The organism is Ottowia thiooxydans (genome assembly GCF_040548795.1).
In the GTDB taxonomy this organism is placed as follows: domain Bacteria; phylum Pseudomonadota; class Gammaproteobacteria; order Burkholderiales; family Burkholderiaceae_C; genus Ottowia; species Ottowia thiooxydans_A.
Map to the genome: position 1 here is coordinate 477,684 of NZ_JBEPSH010000005.1, position 15,973 is coordinate 493,656.

The 15,973-nt window shown below is 60.5% G+C and carries 16 protein-coding genes and 1 pseudogene; 7 read left to right on the plus strand and 10 right to left on the minus strand.

The window, feature by feature from the left end:
* Positions 1–2 precede the first annotated feature (2 nt).
* The 5 genes from ABIE13_RS14320 to ABIE13_RS14340 form a co-directional block, all read right to left on the minus strand.
* Positions 3–1,457 (minus strand): efflux transporter outer membrane subunit, encoded by a 1,455-nt coding sequence (locus ABIE13_RS14320; protein WP_354444521.1) that lies wholly within the window; start codon positions 1,455–1,457, stop codon positions 3–5.
* Positions 1,458–1,635: 178 nt separating this feature from the next.
* The gene (locus ABIE13_RS14325; protein WP_354444523.1) at positions 1,636–2,340 is read right to left on the minus strand and encodes an SDR family NAD(P)-dependent oxidoreductase; all 705 of its coding nucleotides are present in this window, start codon (positions 2,338–2,340) and stop codon (positions 1,636–1,638) included.
* Positions 2,341–2,453: 113 nt separating this feature from the next.
* Positions 2,454–3,437, minus strand: coding sequence for a Bug family tripartite tricarboxylate transporter substrate binding protein (locus ABIE13_RS14330; RefSeq protein ID WP_354444525.1), 984 nt, complete (start codon positions 3,435–3,437; stop codon positions 2,454–2,456).
* A 36-nt stretch (positions 3,438–3,473) separates the two neighbouring features.
* Positions 3,474–4,175, minus strand: a complete 702-nt coding sequence (locus ABIE13_RS14335; RefSeq protein ID WP_354444527.1) for a class II aldolase/adducin family protein — start codon at positions 4,173–4,175, stop codon at positions 3,474–3,476.
* Positions 4,175–5,038, minus strand: a complete 864-nt coding sequence (locus ABIE13_RS14340; RefSeq protein WP_354444529.1) for a VOC family protein — start codon at positions 5,036–5,038, stop codon at positions 4,175–4,177. Before ABIE13_RS14340 ends, ABIE13_RS14335 begins: the two co-directional genes overlap by 1 nt.
* Before the next feature lie 118 nt (positions 5,039–5,156).
* Between ABIE13_RS14340 and ABIE13_RS14345 the strand changes: the two genes are divergently transcribed.
* Complete coding sequence (locus tag ABIE13_RS14345) at positions 5,157–6,080, plus strand: LysR family transcriptional regulator (RefSeq protein WP_354444531.1); 924 nt, start codon at positions 5,157–5,159, stop codon at positions 6,078–6,080.
* Between the two features lie 543 nt (positions 6,081–6,623).
* Here the strand turns inward: ABIE13_RS14345 and ABIE13_RS14350 are convergent.
* Positions 6,624–8,114, minus strand: a complete 1,491-nt coding sequence (locus ABIE13_RS14350; RefSeq protein WP_354444533.1) for an AMP nucleosidase — start codon at positions 8,112–8,114, stop codon at positions 6,624–6,626.
* On the opposite strand from ABIE13_RS14350, the gene ABIE13_RS14355 reads away from it, so the two are divergent.
* The 4 genes from ABIE13_RS14355 (at position 8,113) to ABIE13_RS14370 (ending at position 10,022) form a co-directional block, all read left to right on the plus strand.
* Positions 8,113–8,241 carry a hypothetical protein gene (locus ABIE13_RS14355; protein ID WP_354444535.1) on the plus strand — a complete coding sequence of 43 codons (129 nt, stop codon included), beginning with the start codon at positions 8,113–8,115 and terminating at the stop codon, positions 8,239–8,241. The two genes, ABIE13_RS14350 and ABIE13_RS14355, sit on opposite strands and share 2 nt — an antisense overlap.
* Positions 8,242–8,249: 8 nt before the next feature.
* On the plus strand, positions 8,250–8,780 hold the full coding sequence (locus ABIE13_RS14360; RefSeq protein ID WP_354444537.1) for a YbaN family protein: 531 nt from the start codon (positions 8,250–8,252) through the stop codon (positions 8,778–8,780).
* A gap of 113 nt (positions 8,781–8,893) precedes the next feature.
* Positions 8,894–9,361 carry a CreA family protein gene (locus tag ABIE13_RS14365; protein WP_354444539.1) on the plus strand — a complete coding sequence of 156 codons (468 nt, stop codon included), beginning with the start codon at positions 8,894–8,896 and terminating at the stop codon, positions 9,359–9,361.
* Positions 9,362–9,398: 37 nt separating this feature from the next.
* Positions 9,399–10,022 carry a DUF938 domain-containing protein gene (locus ABIE13_RS14370; protein ID WP_354444541.1) on the plus strand — a complete coding sequence of 208 codons (624 nt, stop codon included), beginning with the start codon at positions 9,399–9,401 and terminating at the stop codon, positions 10,020–10,022.
* 153 nt (positions 10,023–10,175) lie between these two features.
* On the opposite strand, the gene ggt is transcribed toward ABIE13_RS14370, so the two are convergent.
* A complete protein-coding gene (gene ggt / locus ABIE13_RS14375; protein ID WP_354444543.1) occupies positions 10,176–12,014 on the minus strand; it encodes a gamma-glutamyltransferase in 1,839 nt (612 codons plus the stop codon).
* Between the two features lie 150 nt (positions 12,015–12,164).
* A complete protein-coding gene (locus ABIE13_RS14380) occupies positions 12,165–13,013 on the minus strand; it encodes a PPK2 family polyphosphate kinase (protein ID WP_354444545.1) in 849 nt (282 codons plus the stop codon).
* Positions 13,014–13,102: 89 nt separating this feature from the next.
* On the opposite strand from ABIE13_RS14380, the pseudogene ABIE13_RS14385 reads away from it, so the two are divergent.
* Positions 13,103–13,327: pseudogene (locus tag ABIE13_RS14385) on the plus strand (MBL fold metallo-hydrolase); the annotation flags it as partial.
* A 546-nt stretch (positions 13,328–13,873) separates the two neighbouring features.
* Positions 13,874–14,299 (plus strand): rhodanese-like domain-containing protein, encoded by a 426-nt coding sequence (locus tag ABIE13_RS14390; RefSeq protein WP_354444713.1) that lies wholly within the window; start codon positions 13,874–13,876, stop codon positions 14,297–14,299.
* 100 nt (positions 14,300–14,399) lie between these two features.
* Here the strand turns inward: ABIE13_RS14390 and panB are convergent, their stop codons facing one another.
* Positions 14,400–15,296 carry a 3-methyl-2-oxobutanoate hydroxymethyltransferase gene (gene panB / locus ABIE13_RS14395; RefSeq protein ID WP_354444547.1) on the minus strand — a complete coding sequence of 299 codons (897 nt, stop codon included), beginning with the start codon at positions 15,294–15,296 and terminating at the stop codon, positions 14,400–14,402.
* Positions 15,297–15,459: 163 nt separating this feature from the next.
* Positions 15,460–15,942: a peptidoglycan-binding protein LysM gene (gene lysM / locus ABIE13_RS14400; protein ID WP_354444549.1), complete on the minus strand. Its 483-nt coding sequence runs from the start codon at positions 15,940–15,942 to the stop codon at positions 15,460–15,462.
* Positions 15,943–15,973: the final 31 nt, after the last annotated feature.

Consider the following 15,973-nt stretch of genomic DNA (forward strand, 5'->3'; position numbering starts at 1 on the left):
GGTCAACGCGCGGCTGCGGGTTGCGAAGAAGAGAGGTCAGGGGCAGCGGGCGACCATCCGCCACCCAATGCTTTGTAGAGCTGTACGTGATCGGCCGCCAGGCTGGCGATCACCGAGGCCTGCGCGTCCTGGGCCGACAGCAGCGTGCGCTGCGATTGCAAGGCCGTATTGAAGTCAATCAGGCCTGCCTGGTATTGCTGGCGTGCCAGCAAATTGGCGTTGTTGGCGGCTGCGGCGGCAGCGTTCAGGCTGACGATACGCTCACGGTCGCTCTTCAATGAAGAAAGCGCATTTTCAACGTCTTGAAGAGCGTTCAGCACGCTGGAGACATAAGCCGCGCGAGACTGCTCCAACGCCGCTTGCTGAGCTTGCAGCCGGCCGGCGATGGCGCCACCGTCAAAAATAGGTTGAGTGAGTCCGGCCAACAGTGAGCCCAGCGCACTGGCGCTGTTGAACAGCGAACCCACGGTGAGCGCCTGCAGGCCGATGGAGCCACTGAGCCTGAGTGACGGATAGCGTGCCGCATCGGCCACGTTGACCCTCGCCCAGGCGGCTTGCACCTGGGCCTCGGTCTGCCGCACATCCGGGCGCTGGCGCAGGGTGTCGGCAGGAAAGGCCAATACAAGATCGTCCGAGGGCAGAGGTACCGGGGCAGCTCCCAAATCAACCAGTTCGCCGGGCGCGCGGCCCGTGAGTACGGCCAATCGATGGCTAGCCTGTTGCTGCGCCGAACGCAAAAGCGGAACCTGCGCGCGTGTCTGCTCGGCCGTTGCCGTGGCCTGTTCGACATCGAGTGACGAAACCAAGCCGGCCTGGTTGCGCCACCGAGCGATCTGCAATGTGTCTTCCTGCGACAGCAGGTTGTTCTGAGCGATGGCAACGCGGGCCTGCTGGTTGCGCAGGTCGATGTACGCCAGGGCGACTTCGGCTGCCAGAGACACCTGTACGTTGGCCAGCGACATCTCAGCCGCGCGGGTGTCGGCTTGGGCGGCGTCCAGGCCTGCTTGGAGGCCACCGAATAGATCGGGCTCCCAACTGGCGTCCAGGCCCAAGCCAAAATTGTTGGAACTTCCTTGCGTATGACTGCGGTTGTGTTGCGCTGACGCAGAACCGCTGACCGTGGGGGAAAGCCCGGCCGCAGCCACGTTCACCAGCGCGCGGGACTGACGCAGGGCTGCCACGGCAGACGCCACGGTCGGGCTGTTTCGAAGTGATTCGTCAATCAGGGCGCTGAGGCGATCGTCTCCAAACCGCAACCACCAGCTCGCCAGGTCAGTCTGCTGGTTGAATTGGGAAGGGTCGCCCTGGCTCCAGACCGCCGGCACTGAAACGGCTTCTGCGGCAGGAAGGGAGGCGGGCCTCTGGTGTGCGCAGCCGGCAAGCAGGGCGGCGGCCAGCATTAAAGAGCTGCGACGGAAGTCGGCGGTGCGTAGGAATAAAAGGGAAATCTCGGTCACTCGGTTTTCGCGGTTGGTCAGGCAAGCGTAAACGACCTGTGTGAACGGAATGTATCTGCCTGATGTGGCGCCCGTATCGTATGGGGTCTCTAAACGCTTGGCAGCGCGCGTCAGCTCCCCCAGCGTCAGGGGTAACGCCCCTCAATTCATGGGGGCGCAGATTAACCGCAACCGAGCGTCACTGAGCCAGAAAGCCGCCATCCACGGCTAGAACGTGCCCCGTGACCATGCTCGCGGCTGGACTGGCCAGGTACAGCAGGGCATGAGCGACATCTTCCGCTTCCGCGATGCGTCCCAGCGGAGTCACGGCGTTGACACGTTCGCGCGTGGCCTCGCTCAGCTCGCCGATGAAGCTGGTGCGTGTCCAGGTGGGCGCCACGGCGTTCACGCGGATATTGCGGCTGGCCCACTCCACCGCCAGTGCGCGCGTGAGGTTGATCAACCCGCCCTTGGTGGCATGGTAGGCAGGGTTGGGATAGAGACCACCGCCGGAAAGGCCCATGATGGACGCGGTGTTGACGATGGCGCCGCCGGTGTCCGGCATATGGCGCACGGCGGCCCGGGCGCAGAGAAAAGCGCCTGTCAGGTTGACCGCGACCGTGGTGTTCCAGTCCTCGATCTCCAGTTCCATGCTGGACTTGCGTATCGATACCCCTGCGTTGTTCAACAAGATATCGATGCGGCCATAGCGCTCGGCAATGTTTTTAAACGTGGCCTCCACCGCAACCGGATCGGTGACATCCAGGGCCCACACGCTGCAGCCATCTATGCCCGGCGAGACCGGAGGGGTGCGGTCGGCGAGCACGATGTGCGCTCCGGCCGCCGCCAGCAAGCGTGCGCTGGCGAGGCCTATGCCCCCCGCGCCGCCAGTGATCACTGCCACTTTGTCATCGACACGGAAAGCTCTGAGAGGATCAGTTCCATGCGCTGAAGCAGACCTGGGGGGCGGCGTGTTCATGCTTGATCGCAGGCAGGTGCTATTTCTCTCACAACTTCTCAGTCCAACTTGAGGCCGGACTGCTGGATCACCTTCTGCCAGACCGCTGTGTCCTTGCGAATGCGCTCGGCGAACTGTTCGGGGCCGAGGTCCATGATTTCATAGCCCAGTACGCGATAGCGCTCTTGCATGGCCGGGGTGGCCATGGCCTCGCGCACGTCGGCGCTGATCTTGTCCTTGATCGCCTTGGGCGTGCCGGGTGGAGCGAACAGGCCGACCCAGGCGTTGCTCTCAAAACCCTTGGTCACCGGAGACTCTTCGGTCGAAGCGGCGTCGGGGTAGATGGCGGAGCGTTTGGGCGCACCCAGGCCGATGAACTTGACCCTGCCTCCTTTTTCCATAGGTCCGGCGCTGGCGGCGCTGCCCAGGGCCCAATCGACTTCCTTGTTGGAAACGCTGGCAAACAACTGAGGCATCTCCTTGTAGGGCACGTGGGTCATCTTGATGCCGGTCAGTGATTCCAGACGCAAGGCACCCAGATGCCCTGGGGAGCCCACGGCCCAGGAACCGTAGGTGAGCTGCCCTGGTTTGGCTTTGGCCGCGGCGACGATGTCCGCCAGGCTATTGAACGGGCTGTCCTTGGCCACGACGACATAGAAGTCGGTCAGCAGGACGGGGCGAATGGGCTCGAAGTCCTTCTGCGGGTTATAGGGCAGCTTGCTGAAGGTGTGTGGATGCGTGGTGATGTTCGCGCTATCCGGGGCAATCAGATCATGGCCGTCGGCTTGCGCCTGCTTGAAAGCGGTTGTCGCGATGAACCCATTTCCGCCGGGGCGGTTGTCAATGATGACCGGCTGCCCCCATTTTTTGCTCAGTTGTTCGCCAAGCGCCCTGAGAGCTGTGTCAGGGCCGCTTCCGGCGGAAGAGGGGGTGATGATCTTGACCGCCCGCGTCGGAAAGTTCTGCGCCTGGGCCTGCAGGCTGCTCAGGCCCAGCAAGGCCGTGGCGGCGAGGAAAAGAGTGGTGCGTTTGCCTAAAGTCATGTTGTCTCCGGTTATGTTTATCTGGGGAAATGCAAGTCAGTCAGGTTGGCTTTCCGGGTCTCCTGCCGTGAGGTATTGCCACATGCGCTCAAAGATCAGTCCAGCGGAGGTCGCGCGCTGAGCGCACTCACTTTCACTCAGGACCACGGATTCTTCTTCAAGGCCGGCAGCCAGGATTTCCATCTCCAGGCGTGCTGCGTCTTCCAGGTACCAGGTGAGTACGACGGCCCGCATGAGTGAGTCGGCAGCGACCACGGCACCGTTTCCGCGCATGACCAGTGCATGCCGTGCCCCCAGTTGCTCTGCCAGGGCGCTGGCGCCCTCGTCGCCGCGTAGAAGTTGCGGGTCATCCCAAAGCGCGATGCCACTTGTGAAATAGCTGCCGAACCCGTGGCGCGGCTTGGGCACCCGGCGGGCTGTTCCCAGCGTCATGACGTTGCGCGGCATGGAACGCACCACGGAACCTATCTCGGGCCGGCGCTGGTAGATCTGCTGGTGAATCCGCACCTCACCCAAGACCCCTTCGGGCAGGGGGCCGCTCACGGGCACTACCGTGCCGGACTCGCCCGCGGCGATCAATCCCATGGGACGCGATGCACAAACCAGAAAGTGCTCGGCATCTATGCGTGCGCTGCAATGGCCGTAAGCGTGTACCAGACCATGCCGGCCTAACGCGCGGGCGGCCATGCGCACCTGCCGTTGAAGAACCTGGAGCGAAACGGAATCACGTGCTGACATCAGACTTTGAACTCCGCAATATCGGGTTTGCTTCCCCACATGCAAAAAGAGGTATCCGCCATGGGAAACTGACGTGGCTGATAGCCAGGCTCCTGCTCCGCCGTGATCAATCGTACACCGCTTGAATACTCATAGACCATGCCGTCGGGTCCTTCGAAATAGAGGAACATGGCCCCAGACGTCGGGTGGCGGCCTGGGCCGAAGACAATGCGCACGCCAGCCTTTTGAAGCCTATAGTAGGCGCGCATGATGTCGTCGATCGACTCCACCTGGTGATTGATATGCTGCACGCCCACCCTTTGCGAAGGGAACAAGGCAACCTTGTGGTGGACCTCGTCAATGCGCAGCAGCGGAGACGCGCCTATACGGTCACTTACCTTGGCGCCCAGCGTCTCGGTCCAGAAGCCTTCATCCCGAACAGGATCGGCGCTGCATAGGCCGATATGGCTGAAGCCGGTGATGCCGGCATCATGCGAAGGCCAATGGCGCTTGCCGCTATGGTGGGGCTTGACCACCAGATCGATGGAGCTGCCGTTGCGGTCCCGGAAGTTGATGAAAGCGCCTACCGCACGGCGTGCGCATTCTTCTGCGGTACCTGCGTGGATGGCGATGTTGGCCGCGTCGAGCGCGCTGGCGGCACTCTGCAGCTCTTCCATGCTGCGCAATTCAAAACCTACCGTGTGGTCCTTGGGGTCGCCTTCGAAGTAAACCAGCGTGTGGTCGCGATCGTCGGAACGGAAATAGTGCGCCTTGCCCTCGCGGCGCGCCAGTTCAAGTCCAACGACATCGCACACGTAGCGCGTGGCCGTCTCCACGTCCGGCGTGCCCAGGCGCACATAGCGGATATCCCAGAGATTGATCAAGTGTTGTCTCCTGCGCGGAACACCAACGCGTTCCATGGCAAGCAAATTTAGGCGAACCCTTGCGATTAATCCAATGAAAAAATAAGCTGTCAGATATTCATGATATGGATGACAGAATGTGATCACAAGAACTCGACCACTCACACGCCAGTTGGATCTGAACCTGCTGGAGCTGTTCGACACCGTCTGGCGCACGCGCAATCTCACGGCAGCAGGAGAGCAGATGGGCCTTTCTCAGCCGGCGGTCAGCCACGGGCTGGCCAAGTTGCGCCGCGCCTATGGTGATGCCCTGTTCGTGCGGATGCAACGCGGTGTGGAGCCCACCCCCTTCGCCAACTCGATAGCGTTCACTGTTGCAGAGGCGCTGCGCGTCGTGAGGGGGACGCTGGACAAGCCCAGTTTTGATCCGGCCGTGGCACAGCGTCATTTCCGAATCGCCATGAGTGACATCGGAGAGCGCTTTTTCATGCCCAAGCTTTGGCCCCGGTTCGCTCGCGATGCACCAGGGGTCAGCTGTGAATGCCTTTCACCCGGGCTTGCCGAGTTGCAGCAGGGACTTGCGAGCGGGGAGATCGATCTGGCGGTGGGCTTCATGCCAGGCCTGGGGGCGCAGGTGCTGCATCAAACCTTGTTCAGCGAACAGTTCGTCTATCTGGCGCGCAAGGACCATCCCCGCCTGGGCAGAGGTCGCTCGACGGGCGAGCTGCTTCGCACACCGCATGTATTGGCCAGTCCGCCTGGCACGCGTCACCTGATGTCGGTGGAGCGGGTGCTGATGAGCGAGGCGGTGCGCGCGCCTATCGCATTGCGCGTGCGGAGTTTTTTGTCGATCGGCCCCATCGTGGCAGAGACGGATCTTGTGTCACCTGTGCCTAACAATCTTGCAGGGTTGATTGCGGAGCATCTTGCCTTGCGTTTGATCACGCCGCCTATTACTTTGCCGCCTTTTGAGGTGCGGATGTATTGGCATCGGCGGGCGGGGGATGAGCCTGCGCTTCGTTGGTTGAGAGAGCTTATGGTGGAGATGTTTGCAGGGGAATAGGCTCCCCCCATAGGCACTTGCGCGCCATCTTGTCCCGTCTCTCTCTTTCCCGCTCCCTCTCTTTCCCCCTCTCCCTTTAGGGAGAGGGCAGGGGTGAGGGCAAGCAGCGGTTGATTGAATCGCTGCGGCTATTAATTACCTTCTGCTTTTTTATAGAGGTCGGAGGCCGGGATGTGCGCCCGGCAGCGCACCTACTCTTTTTTGCTCCGCCAAAATAGAGTAGGCAGAAAAAAGGCGGCCCCACTGTCCGCGTCCCTGCGCTGCGCTCCGGGCAACCTGTGGTGCTCGGTCCAGGGGCGGTGCGGCAGAACTCACTTCTTTCGCTTCGCTCTCTACGTTCAAACAGCTGCCGCAAGCTAGTTCACGAAGCAAGAGCATCTTGCAGTGCTCTTGCCCGCCCCTGGCCCTGCGCTCCTCGGCACGGCCAAAGGGGTGGGGAGCCTGACTCGGGCCATTGCTTCGCTCGGCCTTCGGATCGCTCGTTTTTCCCGATGGGGAGACATAAAAACCAAGTCTTGTAACGGCTTCACCTTACGCTCAGCTTCACTGAAACGCCACCTCCGAAAAGCTGCGAAGCTTGCGGCTGTGCAGCTTGTCCAGTCCGTTTTCGCGCAGCCGTTCAACGGCACGCAGGCCGATCTTCAAGTGCTGGTTCACGCGCTCCCGGTAGAAGTGATTGGCCATGCCTGGCAGCTTGATCTCACCGTGCAGGGGTTTGTCGGATACGCAGAGCAAGGTGCCATACGGCACGCGGAATCTGAAGCCGTTGGCGGCTATCGTGGCGCTTTCCATGTCTAGCGCCACAGCCCTTGATTGCGAGAAGCGCTGCTGCGGAGCGTTGTTGCCCTGCAGCTCCCAGTTGCGGTTGTCGGTGGTAGCGACCGTGCCGGTACGCATGACTCGTTTGAGCTCACGGCCTTGCAACTGCGTCACATCGGCCACGGCACCTTCCAGGGCGATCTGTACCTCGGCCAGGGCCGGCACGGGAATCCACAAGGGCAGATCTTCGTCAAGCACATGATCCTCGCGCACGTAGCCATGGGCGAGCACATAGTCGCCCAGTTGCTGGCTGTTGCGCAGGCCGGCGCAGTGCCCGAGCATGATCCAGGCATGGGGGCGCAGCACGGCGATGTGATCGGTGATGGTCTTGGCATTGCTGGGGCCAACGCCGATATTGACAAAGGTGATGCCTGAGCGGTCCGCGCGTAGCAGGTGATAAGCGGGCATCTGCGGCATGCGTGGAGGCGCAATGCCTTTTTCGTCACCCGGTATGGGCTCCAGACCGGCGCGCCGCGTAATGACGTTGCCGGGTTGAACGAAGGCAACGTAGGGGCTATCGGGGTTCTGCATCTCGGCCTGGCCGAGGGCGATGAACTCGTCTATGTAGAACTGGTAGTTGGTAAACAGAACAAAATTCTGGAAGTGCTCCGGCGAGGTTCCTGTGTAGTGCCGCAGGCGATGGAGCGAATAGTCCACACGCGGCGCGGTGAACAGCGCGAGCGGCTCAGGATCGCCGGCTGCAGGTCGGTGCGTGCCGTTGGCTATGCCGTCGTCCATGGCGGCCAGATCGGGCAGGTCGAAAACGTCAGCCAGACCCTGGCGCTGGATGAGGCTCATGCCCCCTTCAAAATGCTCATCGTCAGAGAAACTGAAAGGCAGCGGGATCGCTTGGTTGCTGGTGCCAATTTCCAATAGGGCGTCATGGTTTTCCAGCAGCAAACGAAATTGCTCCATGTAGTAGCGGCTGAAGAGATCGGGCCGTGTGAGGGTCGTCTCATAGTGCCCGGCATGCGAGACAAAGCCGTAGGAAAGGCCGGTGTCTGGGTGGCGGCTGCGCGCCGTGGTCAGGCGAACAGATGGATAGAAGGCCCGTACGCGGGAGCGAGGTTGGCTTGCGTCGCCGCTGTCGACGTAGGCACGCAGAGCGGATCGCAGGTGCGCAAGACCCGCCTCATAGATGCTCTGGGCCTGCGCCAATGCGGCCGCAGCGTCCGTGAAAGGTGCAGGGGGAACAAACGAGGGAAGAGAGATCATGAGACATTGTCTCCGAGTGGCTGGACTGTTGCCACCAGGGCGCTCCAAAGTCATGGGTTTGCCGGTGCACGAAATTGCGCAAGAGCGTCCTCAGATAAAGTACGGGTATCTGGGTGGTGTCTGCTGAAACATCAGATGCTTCTGGCGTTTCCTGCACTTTGGGCGTCCGCTGGGCCAGTCGGGGTGAGCCAGGAGTCCAATGGTGGCCTGTTGATCACCATCACGCCTATTTGCAAGAGTGAAACCAATATGACGCGCCCCAAGCGCCCGATTCCCGATGAAAGCACGGTTGTCCTGAGACGGCGCATGAGCATGCTGCTTTGGCGTGCTGTGGCCGTTGTGGCGACGGGGCTTGCCATTGTGGGCGCTGTTTTGCCTGTGGTGCCTACGGTACCGTTCCTGTTGGTGGCAGCCTGGGCGGCGGGTAAAGGCTGGCCAGCGTTTGAGCTTTGGCTGCTCCGACACGAGCAATTTGGCCCCCCGATTCAGCGCTGGCGTGAAAGCGGGGCGGTTTCGCGGCGCGCCAAATGGCTCAGCACCTCAATGATGGCCTGCAGTGCCGTGGGCATGCAGTTCTTGAGCACTGTTCCCTTGTGGCTGCGCATAGGCACGCCAGTCGTCATGGCCAGTGTCGCTCTATGGCTGTGGATGCGTCCAGAAGAATGAGCCACGGCCAAGCATGGCCAGCTCAAGGCACATCACATCCAGATGGGCTCGGCTTGAGCGCGCCCCACCTTACCCCCCAACGGCTTTCAGTTAAGAGCTTCAGAAAGAACTTCATGCGCCGACTTATTTTTACCTGCCTTTCGCTCTTTGCCATAGGCTCTGTTCAAGCCGAGGAAATCGGATCCGTGGACACGGTATTCAAGTTCATTGGGCCGGACCACAAGATCGTGGTGGACGCCTACGATGACCCGGGCGTCAAGGGCGTGACATGCTACATATCGCGTGCCAAGACGGGGGGCGTGAAGGGTGCTTTCGGACTGGCGGAAGACAAGTCTGAAGCTTCCATCGCGTGCAGGCAGATCGGCCCCATCTCCATCGCCAAACCCCTCAAGCCTCAAGAAGAAATTTTCAGCGAGCGCACCAGCCTGATTTTCAAGCGGCTGCGAATCGTGCGCATGGTGGACGCCAAACGGCATTCCCTGGTGTACCTGACTTACTCTGACAGAGTGGTGGAAGGATCTCCCCAGAACTCGGTTTCGGTGGTCGCTGTGGATGCAGCCACAGCCATTCCCGTTAAGTAAGCAGTCTGAAATAAGTCCGCACTCACATTGGCCGCCCATGTCTCATTTCGCTTTCAGTCCCGCCGCCGACCGCAATAAGCAGCCCATCCTCGACGTGCTGTGCCAGATCCTTCCCGAACGCGGCACCGCACTGGAAATTGCCTCGGGCACAGGTCAGCATGTGGCCTGGTTTGCGGCCCATCTTCCGCAATGGGTTTGGCAGCCCAGCGACGCAGAATCCGGGGCACTGCCCGATATTGCGGCCTACGCGGCACACGACGGTTTGGCCAACGTGCGCCCACCGGTGTTGCTGGACGTGATGGCTGCGCAGTGGCTGCCCGCAGAGTCCATGTTTGACCTGGTGTACTGCGCCAACATGCTGCACATCTCTCCCTGGCCCACCTGTGCGGCTCTGATGTCAGGCAGCGCGCGCCACTTGGCAGCCGGTGGTCTCTTGGTGACCTATGGGCCGTACCTGGAGTCTGACGTGGTCACCTCTGCTGGCAATCTGGCTTTTGACCAGAGCCTGCGGTCACGCAACCCTGCCTGGGGTATCCGGCAACTTGCCGATGTGCAGGAAGTGGCTGCCGCCGCCGGTTTGCAACTGGCCGCCCGGCACACTATGCCTGCCAACAATCTGCTGCTGGTGTGGGAGCGCGTGAGCCGGAAAATAGAGCGATGAGAAAGAGCGAAGGGCGCCAGTGCGCCCTTCCAAGGTGATGCTTGCTCCGTGAGGGGCTTTGCAGAGGCTCCCTCGAGATGAGCGGGCGGTTGTGGAAGAACTGAGAGCGGAATATCCACCCCAGCCTTCAGTTCATCCACGCCACTCCCAAGCTCAATACCCCAGGGTTTTGCCGTCAGGGTTGCGAGGGTCCGAATAGCCCCAGAACTCACCGTTCTGGATCTGGATCGTCTGAGTACGGCCCATGGAGGCTTTGACTGCGACGTTCTGGCCGCGTTGCTTCAAAATCGCCAGGGAGTCGGGTGAAAAGCCCTTCTCCACCCGCAGTTCATCGGGGGTCCACTGGTGGTGGAAACGCAGGGCAGAGGCGCCTTCGGCGGGGTTCATGCCGAAATCAATGCCGTTGACCACTTGCTGCAGCACGGTGGTGATGATGCGTGCGCCGCCGGGGCTGCCCGTGACCATCCAGGGCTTGCCGTCCTTGAGCACAAACGTGGGCGTCATGGAGGACAGCGGACGCTTCTTGGGGCCTACCGCATTGGCATCACCGCCCACCAGGCCATAGGCGTTGGGTACCCCGGGCTTGGCTGAGAAGTCATCCATCTCGTTGTTCATCATGATGCCGGTGCCAGGCGCAACGATGCCCGAACCAAAATTGGTGTTGAGCGTATAAGTCACCGCAACGATGTTGCCGGCCTTGTCCATCACCGAATAGTGGGTGGTCTGATCACTTTCGTAGGGCTGCGGCTTTCCAGGTTTGATCTCTTTGGCCGGGCGAGCGCGGTTCGGATCAATCGACTTGGCAAGTTCATCCGCGTACTTCTTGGACGTCAGTCCCTTCAGCGGGATTTTCACGAAATCAGGGTCACCCAGGTATTCGCTGCGATCCGCGTAGGCCAGCTTCATGGCCTCGGCCATGTGGTGCACGGTTTGAGCGCTGTTGTGTCCCCAATCCTTGATCGGCCAGCGCTCCATCATGTTGAGGATCTGAACCAGGTGGGCACCCCCGGACGAGGGTGGGGGCATGGTGACGATCTGGTAGCCGCGGTAATTGCCCCGAACGGGCTCACGCTCCACCACCTTGTATTCGCGCAAGTCCTGGGCCGTGATGGGGCCTTTGTTTTTTTCCATATCGGCGACGATCTTGCGTGCGATATCGCCTTCATAGAAAGCCTTGGCACCGTCGCGTGCAATCAGGCGCATCGACCTGCCCAGGTCCTTGTTGATCAGCATGTCGCCGGGCTTCAGAGGGGCGCCGTTCTTCCAGTAGATGGCTTTGGTGGCTTCCCACTTGCCCATGTTCTTGGTTTCCTGGCGCAGCACCTTGGCCAGGGTTTCGCTCACCGGAAAGCCTTTTTCAGCCAATGCAATCGATGGCTGAATCAGCTTGGACAAGGGCTGTGTTCCCCATTTTTGCGCCGCATGCGCCATGCCTGCCACGGTGCCAGGCACGCCGATCGCAGAGTGCGTAAAGAGCGACTTGCCGTCGATGACGTTGCCCTTTTCATCCAGGTACATATTGCGGGTGGCGGCGATGGGCGCGATCTCACGGAAGTCGAGCGCGATGTCCTTGCCGGTCTTGGCGTCGTGGACCATCATGAAACCACCGCCGCCCAGATTTCCCGCGTTGGGCAGAGCCACGGCCAGTGCGAAGCCCATCGCCACCGCGGCGTCCACGGCGTTGCCGCCCGACTTCAGGACGTTCAGGCCAATCTGCGATGCCAATTCCTGTTCGCTTGCGACCATGCCGTTTCTAGCCACCACGGGATGGAAGACGTCCATGTCGAAGTCGTAGGCTGCTGCTGCCGCTTGAGTGGCGGAAGGAGCAGCTGCGGGAGCGCTGGTGACGGCAGCATTCGGCTGGGTTGTCGTCTGGGCTACGGGTTGATTGGCTGCCGGCGGCGCATTCGCGGTGCTGCACGCCGTGAGCACGGCCAACGCAATACCGCTGATAAGCAGTCGGTAACGGTAATCTTGTTTTCCTGCGAGCATGTATGTCTCCTTTTATTTACCAGGCCACTGTTTATCGGCACCCTCAGCTCAGCCTGGCGATCAATAGGCTGCCCGCGGGCGATCGTGCAGTCAGTATAGAGCGGTCATGGTGGTGTGCACGCGTCCGCTTCAGCATGGGATCAGGTGTCGTCATTCGACGATGAGGCCCTTCAATCGGGGGTCATCCTCGGGATAGCGCAGATTCAGCGATGCCAGGCGGTCACGCACGAGGGTAGCGATCATCAGGTTCCGATGCGTCTTGCTGTCTGCAGGGACAACGATCCAGGGAGCGTGCTCCGTGGAAGTTGCTTTCAGCAAAGCGTCGTAGGCCCGGTCATAGTCTTTCCATTGCTTGCGTACCTCCAGGTCGCCCAGGTCGAATTTCCAGCGTTTGGCCGGATCATCCAGGCGTTCCTGCAATCGCTCGCGCTGCTCTTCGGGACTGATGTGGAGCATGAACTTCAGGATGACGGTACCTGTCTCGGTCAACATGCGCTCGAAGTCGTTGATCTGTGCATAGCGCTGCGCGGTCTGCGATGCATCTATCCAGCCATTGACCACAGGCACCAGCACATCTTCGTAATGGCTTCGGTTGAACACCATGACTTCACCGCTGGCCGGGACATGCTGGTGGATGCGCCACAGATAGTCGTATGCCCTTTCGTTCTCGCTCGGTGCTTTCCATCCCACGCAGCGCACGCCCAGCGGGCTGGTCTCCTTGAAGACGGCGCGTACCGTGCCGTCTTTGCCCGAGGTGTCCAGACCCTGCAGCACTATGAGCAGCTTGTACCGCCGGTCTGCGTAGAACAGGTTTTGCAACACATCAATCTCGGTGGCCAAGGTCTGGACCGCCGCTCGGTCAGTATTTTTGTCACCAATTGAAAAGGGTTTTGCGTTTGGCTTGCAATCTTTCAAATCGAATGATTTGGTTTGGTTGGGGCACAGGCCTGCCAAACGGGCATCGACATCATTTTTGCTGCCATTTTTTTTGCTTGCCATGCAGGGGCTCCAAAACGTAAATTCGACCACATCACCTGCCAGAATGGCTGGCCGGCCCCTCTTTGTACAACAGACATGACAATGAGCCTATGAATCCGACTCAACTCTTCGACCCTGCCTCCAGCACGTACACCTACTTGCTCTATGACGAGCAATCGCGAGAGGCGCTGATGATCGACCCTGTAGCAGAGCAAATCGAGCGCGACATGGCCGTGATCTCGCAGCTGGGGCTGACCTTGCGCTGGGCGGTGGAAACCCACGCCCACGCCGATCACGTCACCAGCGCAGCCAGATTGGCAGAGTTGACAGGAGCCCGCCTTGCGGCACCGTCCGGATGTGACATCGGTACCGCGTCGACGCAGCTTGCCGACGGAGACGAGCTGGCTTTCGGAGCCGAGCGAGTGCGTGTGCTTCACACGCCGGGGCACACCGCCGGCAGTGTTTGCTATTACTGGCAGCGTGCCAGCGCCGGCCAGGGTGAACTGGCGTCAACCAGTTCGAGCCCGGCCGCCAAGTTTGCTTCTGAGAGCCGTCAGGAGTCCCGGCACGACACCCATCACGTGTTTACAGGCGATACCCTGTTGATCGGCGGCTGTGGCCGCACTGATTTTCAATCCGGCGATCCCGCGCTGCTTTACCGAAGCCTCACGGAAGTGCTATTTAAGTTGCCCGACACCACCATCGTCTGGCCAGGACACGACTACAAGGAGCGCACTCAGTCGACCATCGCACTGGAAAAATCCACCAATCCGCGCATTGCGGGAAAGACTCTGGATGAATTCGTGGCGCTGATGAACAACCTCAATTTGCCACCGCCAAAGCGATTGGAAGAAGCCGTGCCCGCCAATCAGCGCTCCGGGTTGCCGCAGGACGCGGGCCACCACACCTCCACCGTCGCGGAAGGCTATGCAGGCGACATAACGCCGCAGAAAGCTTATGAATGGATGATCAGTGGCCAAGCAGTACTGGTCGACGTGCGGACAGATGCCGAACGTGAGTGGGTCGGCTTTGTACCGGGCGCGGTGGCCGTCGCGTGGAAGCAGTGGCCCGGCATGGCCCTCAATGCGGATTTCGATCAGGCCATCCGAAGCGCTGCGCAAGGAAAGGCGCTGGCCTTGCTATGCCGCAGTGGCGTGCGCTCTGTGGCCGCAGCCAAACGCGCAAGCGAGCTTGGTCTGACGGCCTACAACATCCTGGGAGGCTTTGAGGGCGACCCTGATGACCAGGCGCACCGGGGGCACAAGAATGGTTGGCGCCACGCCGGCCTACCCTGGAAACAGAACTAGGGCGTCTTCACACTAAATTCGCCCCCGCGCCGGGGCGGCGACGCTCCTGGCGCCACCATAGAGACGGCGCAATGCGTGCCGTCCCTGATTTACACCCGCCCTACCAAGCGTGTTGTTTGTCGTCAGGGAAGCTGCCTTCCTTGACTGCGGCGACATAGGCTGCGAATGCGCCCTCTATGCTGGTAGCGCCGTCCATGAAGTTGCGGACGAACTTCGCCATGCGGCCAAGGTTCATGCCCAGCATGTCATGCATGACCAGAACTTGACCCGCTGTTCCGCTGCCTGCGCCAATACCGATGGTGGCGCAGGTCTTGAGTTCCTGGGTAATGCTGCTGGCCAACTCGGCTGGCACCATCTCCAGTACCAGCAGTGACGCGCCTGCAGCCTCCAGGGCCAGCGCATCTGTTTTCATCTGACGTGCTTCTTCGGGCAGACGTCCTTGCACTTTGTAGCCACCTAGCGCTGCGACCGTCTGGGGCGTCAAGCCCAGATGGGCGCAGACAGGAATACCGCGTTCAGTCAGAAACGCCACGATCTCCACGGTCCAGCCGCCACCTTCGAGTTTGATCATCTGCGCGCCGGCCTGCATGAGGACCACGGCAGAGGCAAAGGCCTGTTCGCGTGACTGGTGAAAGCTTCCGTAAGGCAAGTCTGCAATGAGCAGCGCGCTGCTCGCATGGCGCTCAAGCCCCTGGGCCACGCATTGGGTGTGGTATCTCATCTCCTCCAGCGTGACGCTGACGGTGGAGCTTCGGCCTTGACAAACCATGCCCAAAGAATCTCCTACCAGGACGCAATCAACGCCTGCGGCATCTGCGAAAGCTGCAAAGGTGGCGTCATAGGCCGTCAGTACCGCAATCTTTTCACCTTCAGCACGCATTTGAGCCAGACGAGTGACCGTGACCTTCTTGCGTTTGGGTTCCCCGTTGGGGCGGTTTCCTCCGTAAGGCGTAACTGCAGGGGCACCTGACTTTGGCGCCGTTTCTCTGTCTGACATTTTTGAATGATCCAAAGAAAAAGATGAATGGTCCCCAGTCCATTGGGGGCGAGCGGTGAAGTCATCCCGAGGGTGCGAGTATGCAGTCCCAGGTGCACATGGCGCTGCCAGTGGCCAAAAAAAACGGCGCCCTAAGGCGCCGCGGCTTGGATCGTCGTGACGATCAGAGCGCAGGAATGCGCAGCTTCTGTCCTGGGTAGATCTTGTTGGGATCGCTCAGCATAGGCTTGTTGGCCTCGAAGATGGTGTTGTATTTGTTGGCGTCCCCGTAATATTTTTTGGAGATAGCCGACAGCGTGTCACCACTCACCACGTCGTGGTATTGCGAGGCAGTGCCTGCGGGATACTGGAGATTGTTGTCCACACCGCTCACGCTGGCTACGTTGCCAGCCGACAGACCGGCCTTTTCCGCAGCTTCTTGAGTAGGTGCATTGCCGCTGAGAGCGACTTTGCCCGTGGCGCCATCGAAAGTCACCGCCAAACCTGTAATACCGAGGTTCTGCTTTTCAATATAGGACTTGATGGCGTCTGCCGCCTTGGCATTCAAGTCAGCCAGGTTAGGGGCACTGGAGGCTGCTGCAGCTTCCACTTCCTTGGCGCCAAAAAGCTTCTCGCCGGCTTCCTTGATGAAACTGAACAAACCCATGTGATTTCTCCTTGCGTTGGTAGTTGTGATG

What these genes read in the sequence shown, in the direction of transcription:
- ABIE13_RS14330 (WP_354444525.1), bottom strand. Translation starts at nt 3,437, where the DNA reads ATGACTTTAGGCAAACGCACCACTCTTTTCCTCGCCGCCACGGCCTTG.
- ABIE13_RS14335 (WP_354444527.1), bottom strand. Translation starts at nt 4,175, where the DNA reads ATGTCAGCACGTGATTCCGTTTCGCTCCAGGTTCTTCAACGGCAGGTG.
- ABIE13_RS14355 (WP_354444535.1), top strand. Translation starts at nt 8,113, where the DNA reads ATGAGACATTGTCTCCGAGTGGCTGGACTGTTGCCACCAGGGCGCTCC.
- ABIE13_RS14350 (WP_354444533.1), bottom strand. Translation starts at nt 8,114, where the DNA reads ATGATCTCTCTTCCCTCGTTTGTTCCCCCTGCACCTTTCACGGACGCT.
- ABIE13_RS14360 (WP_354444537.1), top strand. Translation starts at nt 8,250, where the DNA reads ATGCTTCTGGCGTTTCCTGCACTTTGGGCGTCCGCTGGGCCAGTCGGG.
- ABIE13_RS14365 (WP_354444539.1), top strand. Translation starts at nt 8,894, where the DNA reads ATGCGCCGACTTATTTTTACCTGCCTTTCGCTCTTTGCCATAGGCTCT.
- ABIE13_RS14370 (WP_354444541.1), top strand. Translation starts at nt 9,399, where the DNA reads ATGTCTCATTTCGCTTTCAGTCCCGCCGCCGACCGCAATAAGCAGCCC.
- ggt (WP_354444543.1), bottom strand. Translation starts at nt 12,014, where the DNA reads ATGCTCGCAGGAAAACAAGATTACCGTTACCGACTGCTTATCAGCGGT.
- ABIE13_RS14380 (WP_354444545.1), bottom strand. Translation starts at nt 13,013, where the DNA reads ATGGCAAGCAAAAAAAATGGCAGCAAAAATGATGTCGATGCCCGTTTG.
- panB (WP_354444547.1), bottom strand. Translation starts at nt 15,296, where the DNA reads ATGTCAGACAGAGAAACGGCGCCAAAGTCAGGTGCCCCTGCAGTTACG.
- lysM (WP_354444549.1), bottom strand. Translation starts at nt 15,942, where the DNA reads ATGGGTTTGTTCAGTTTCATCAAGGAAGCCGGCGAGAAGCTTTTTGGC.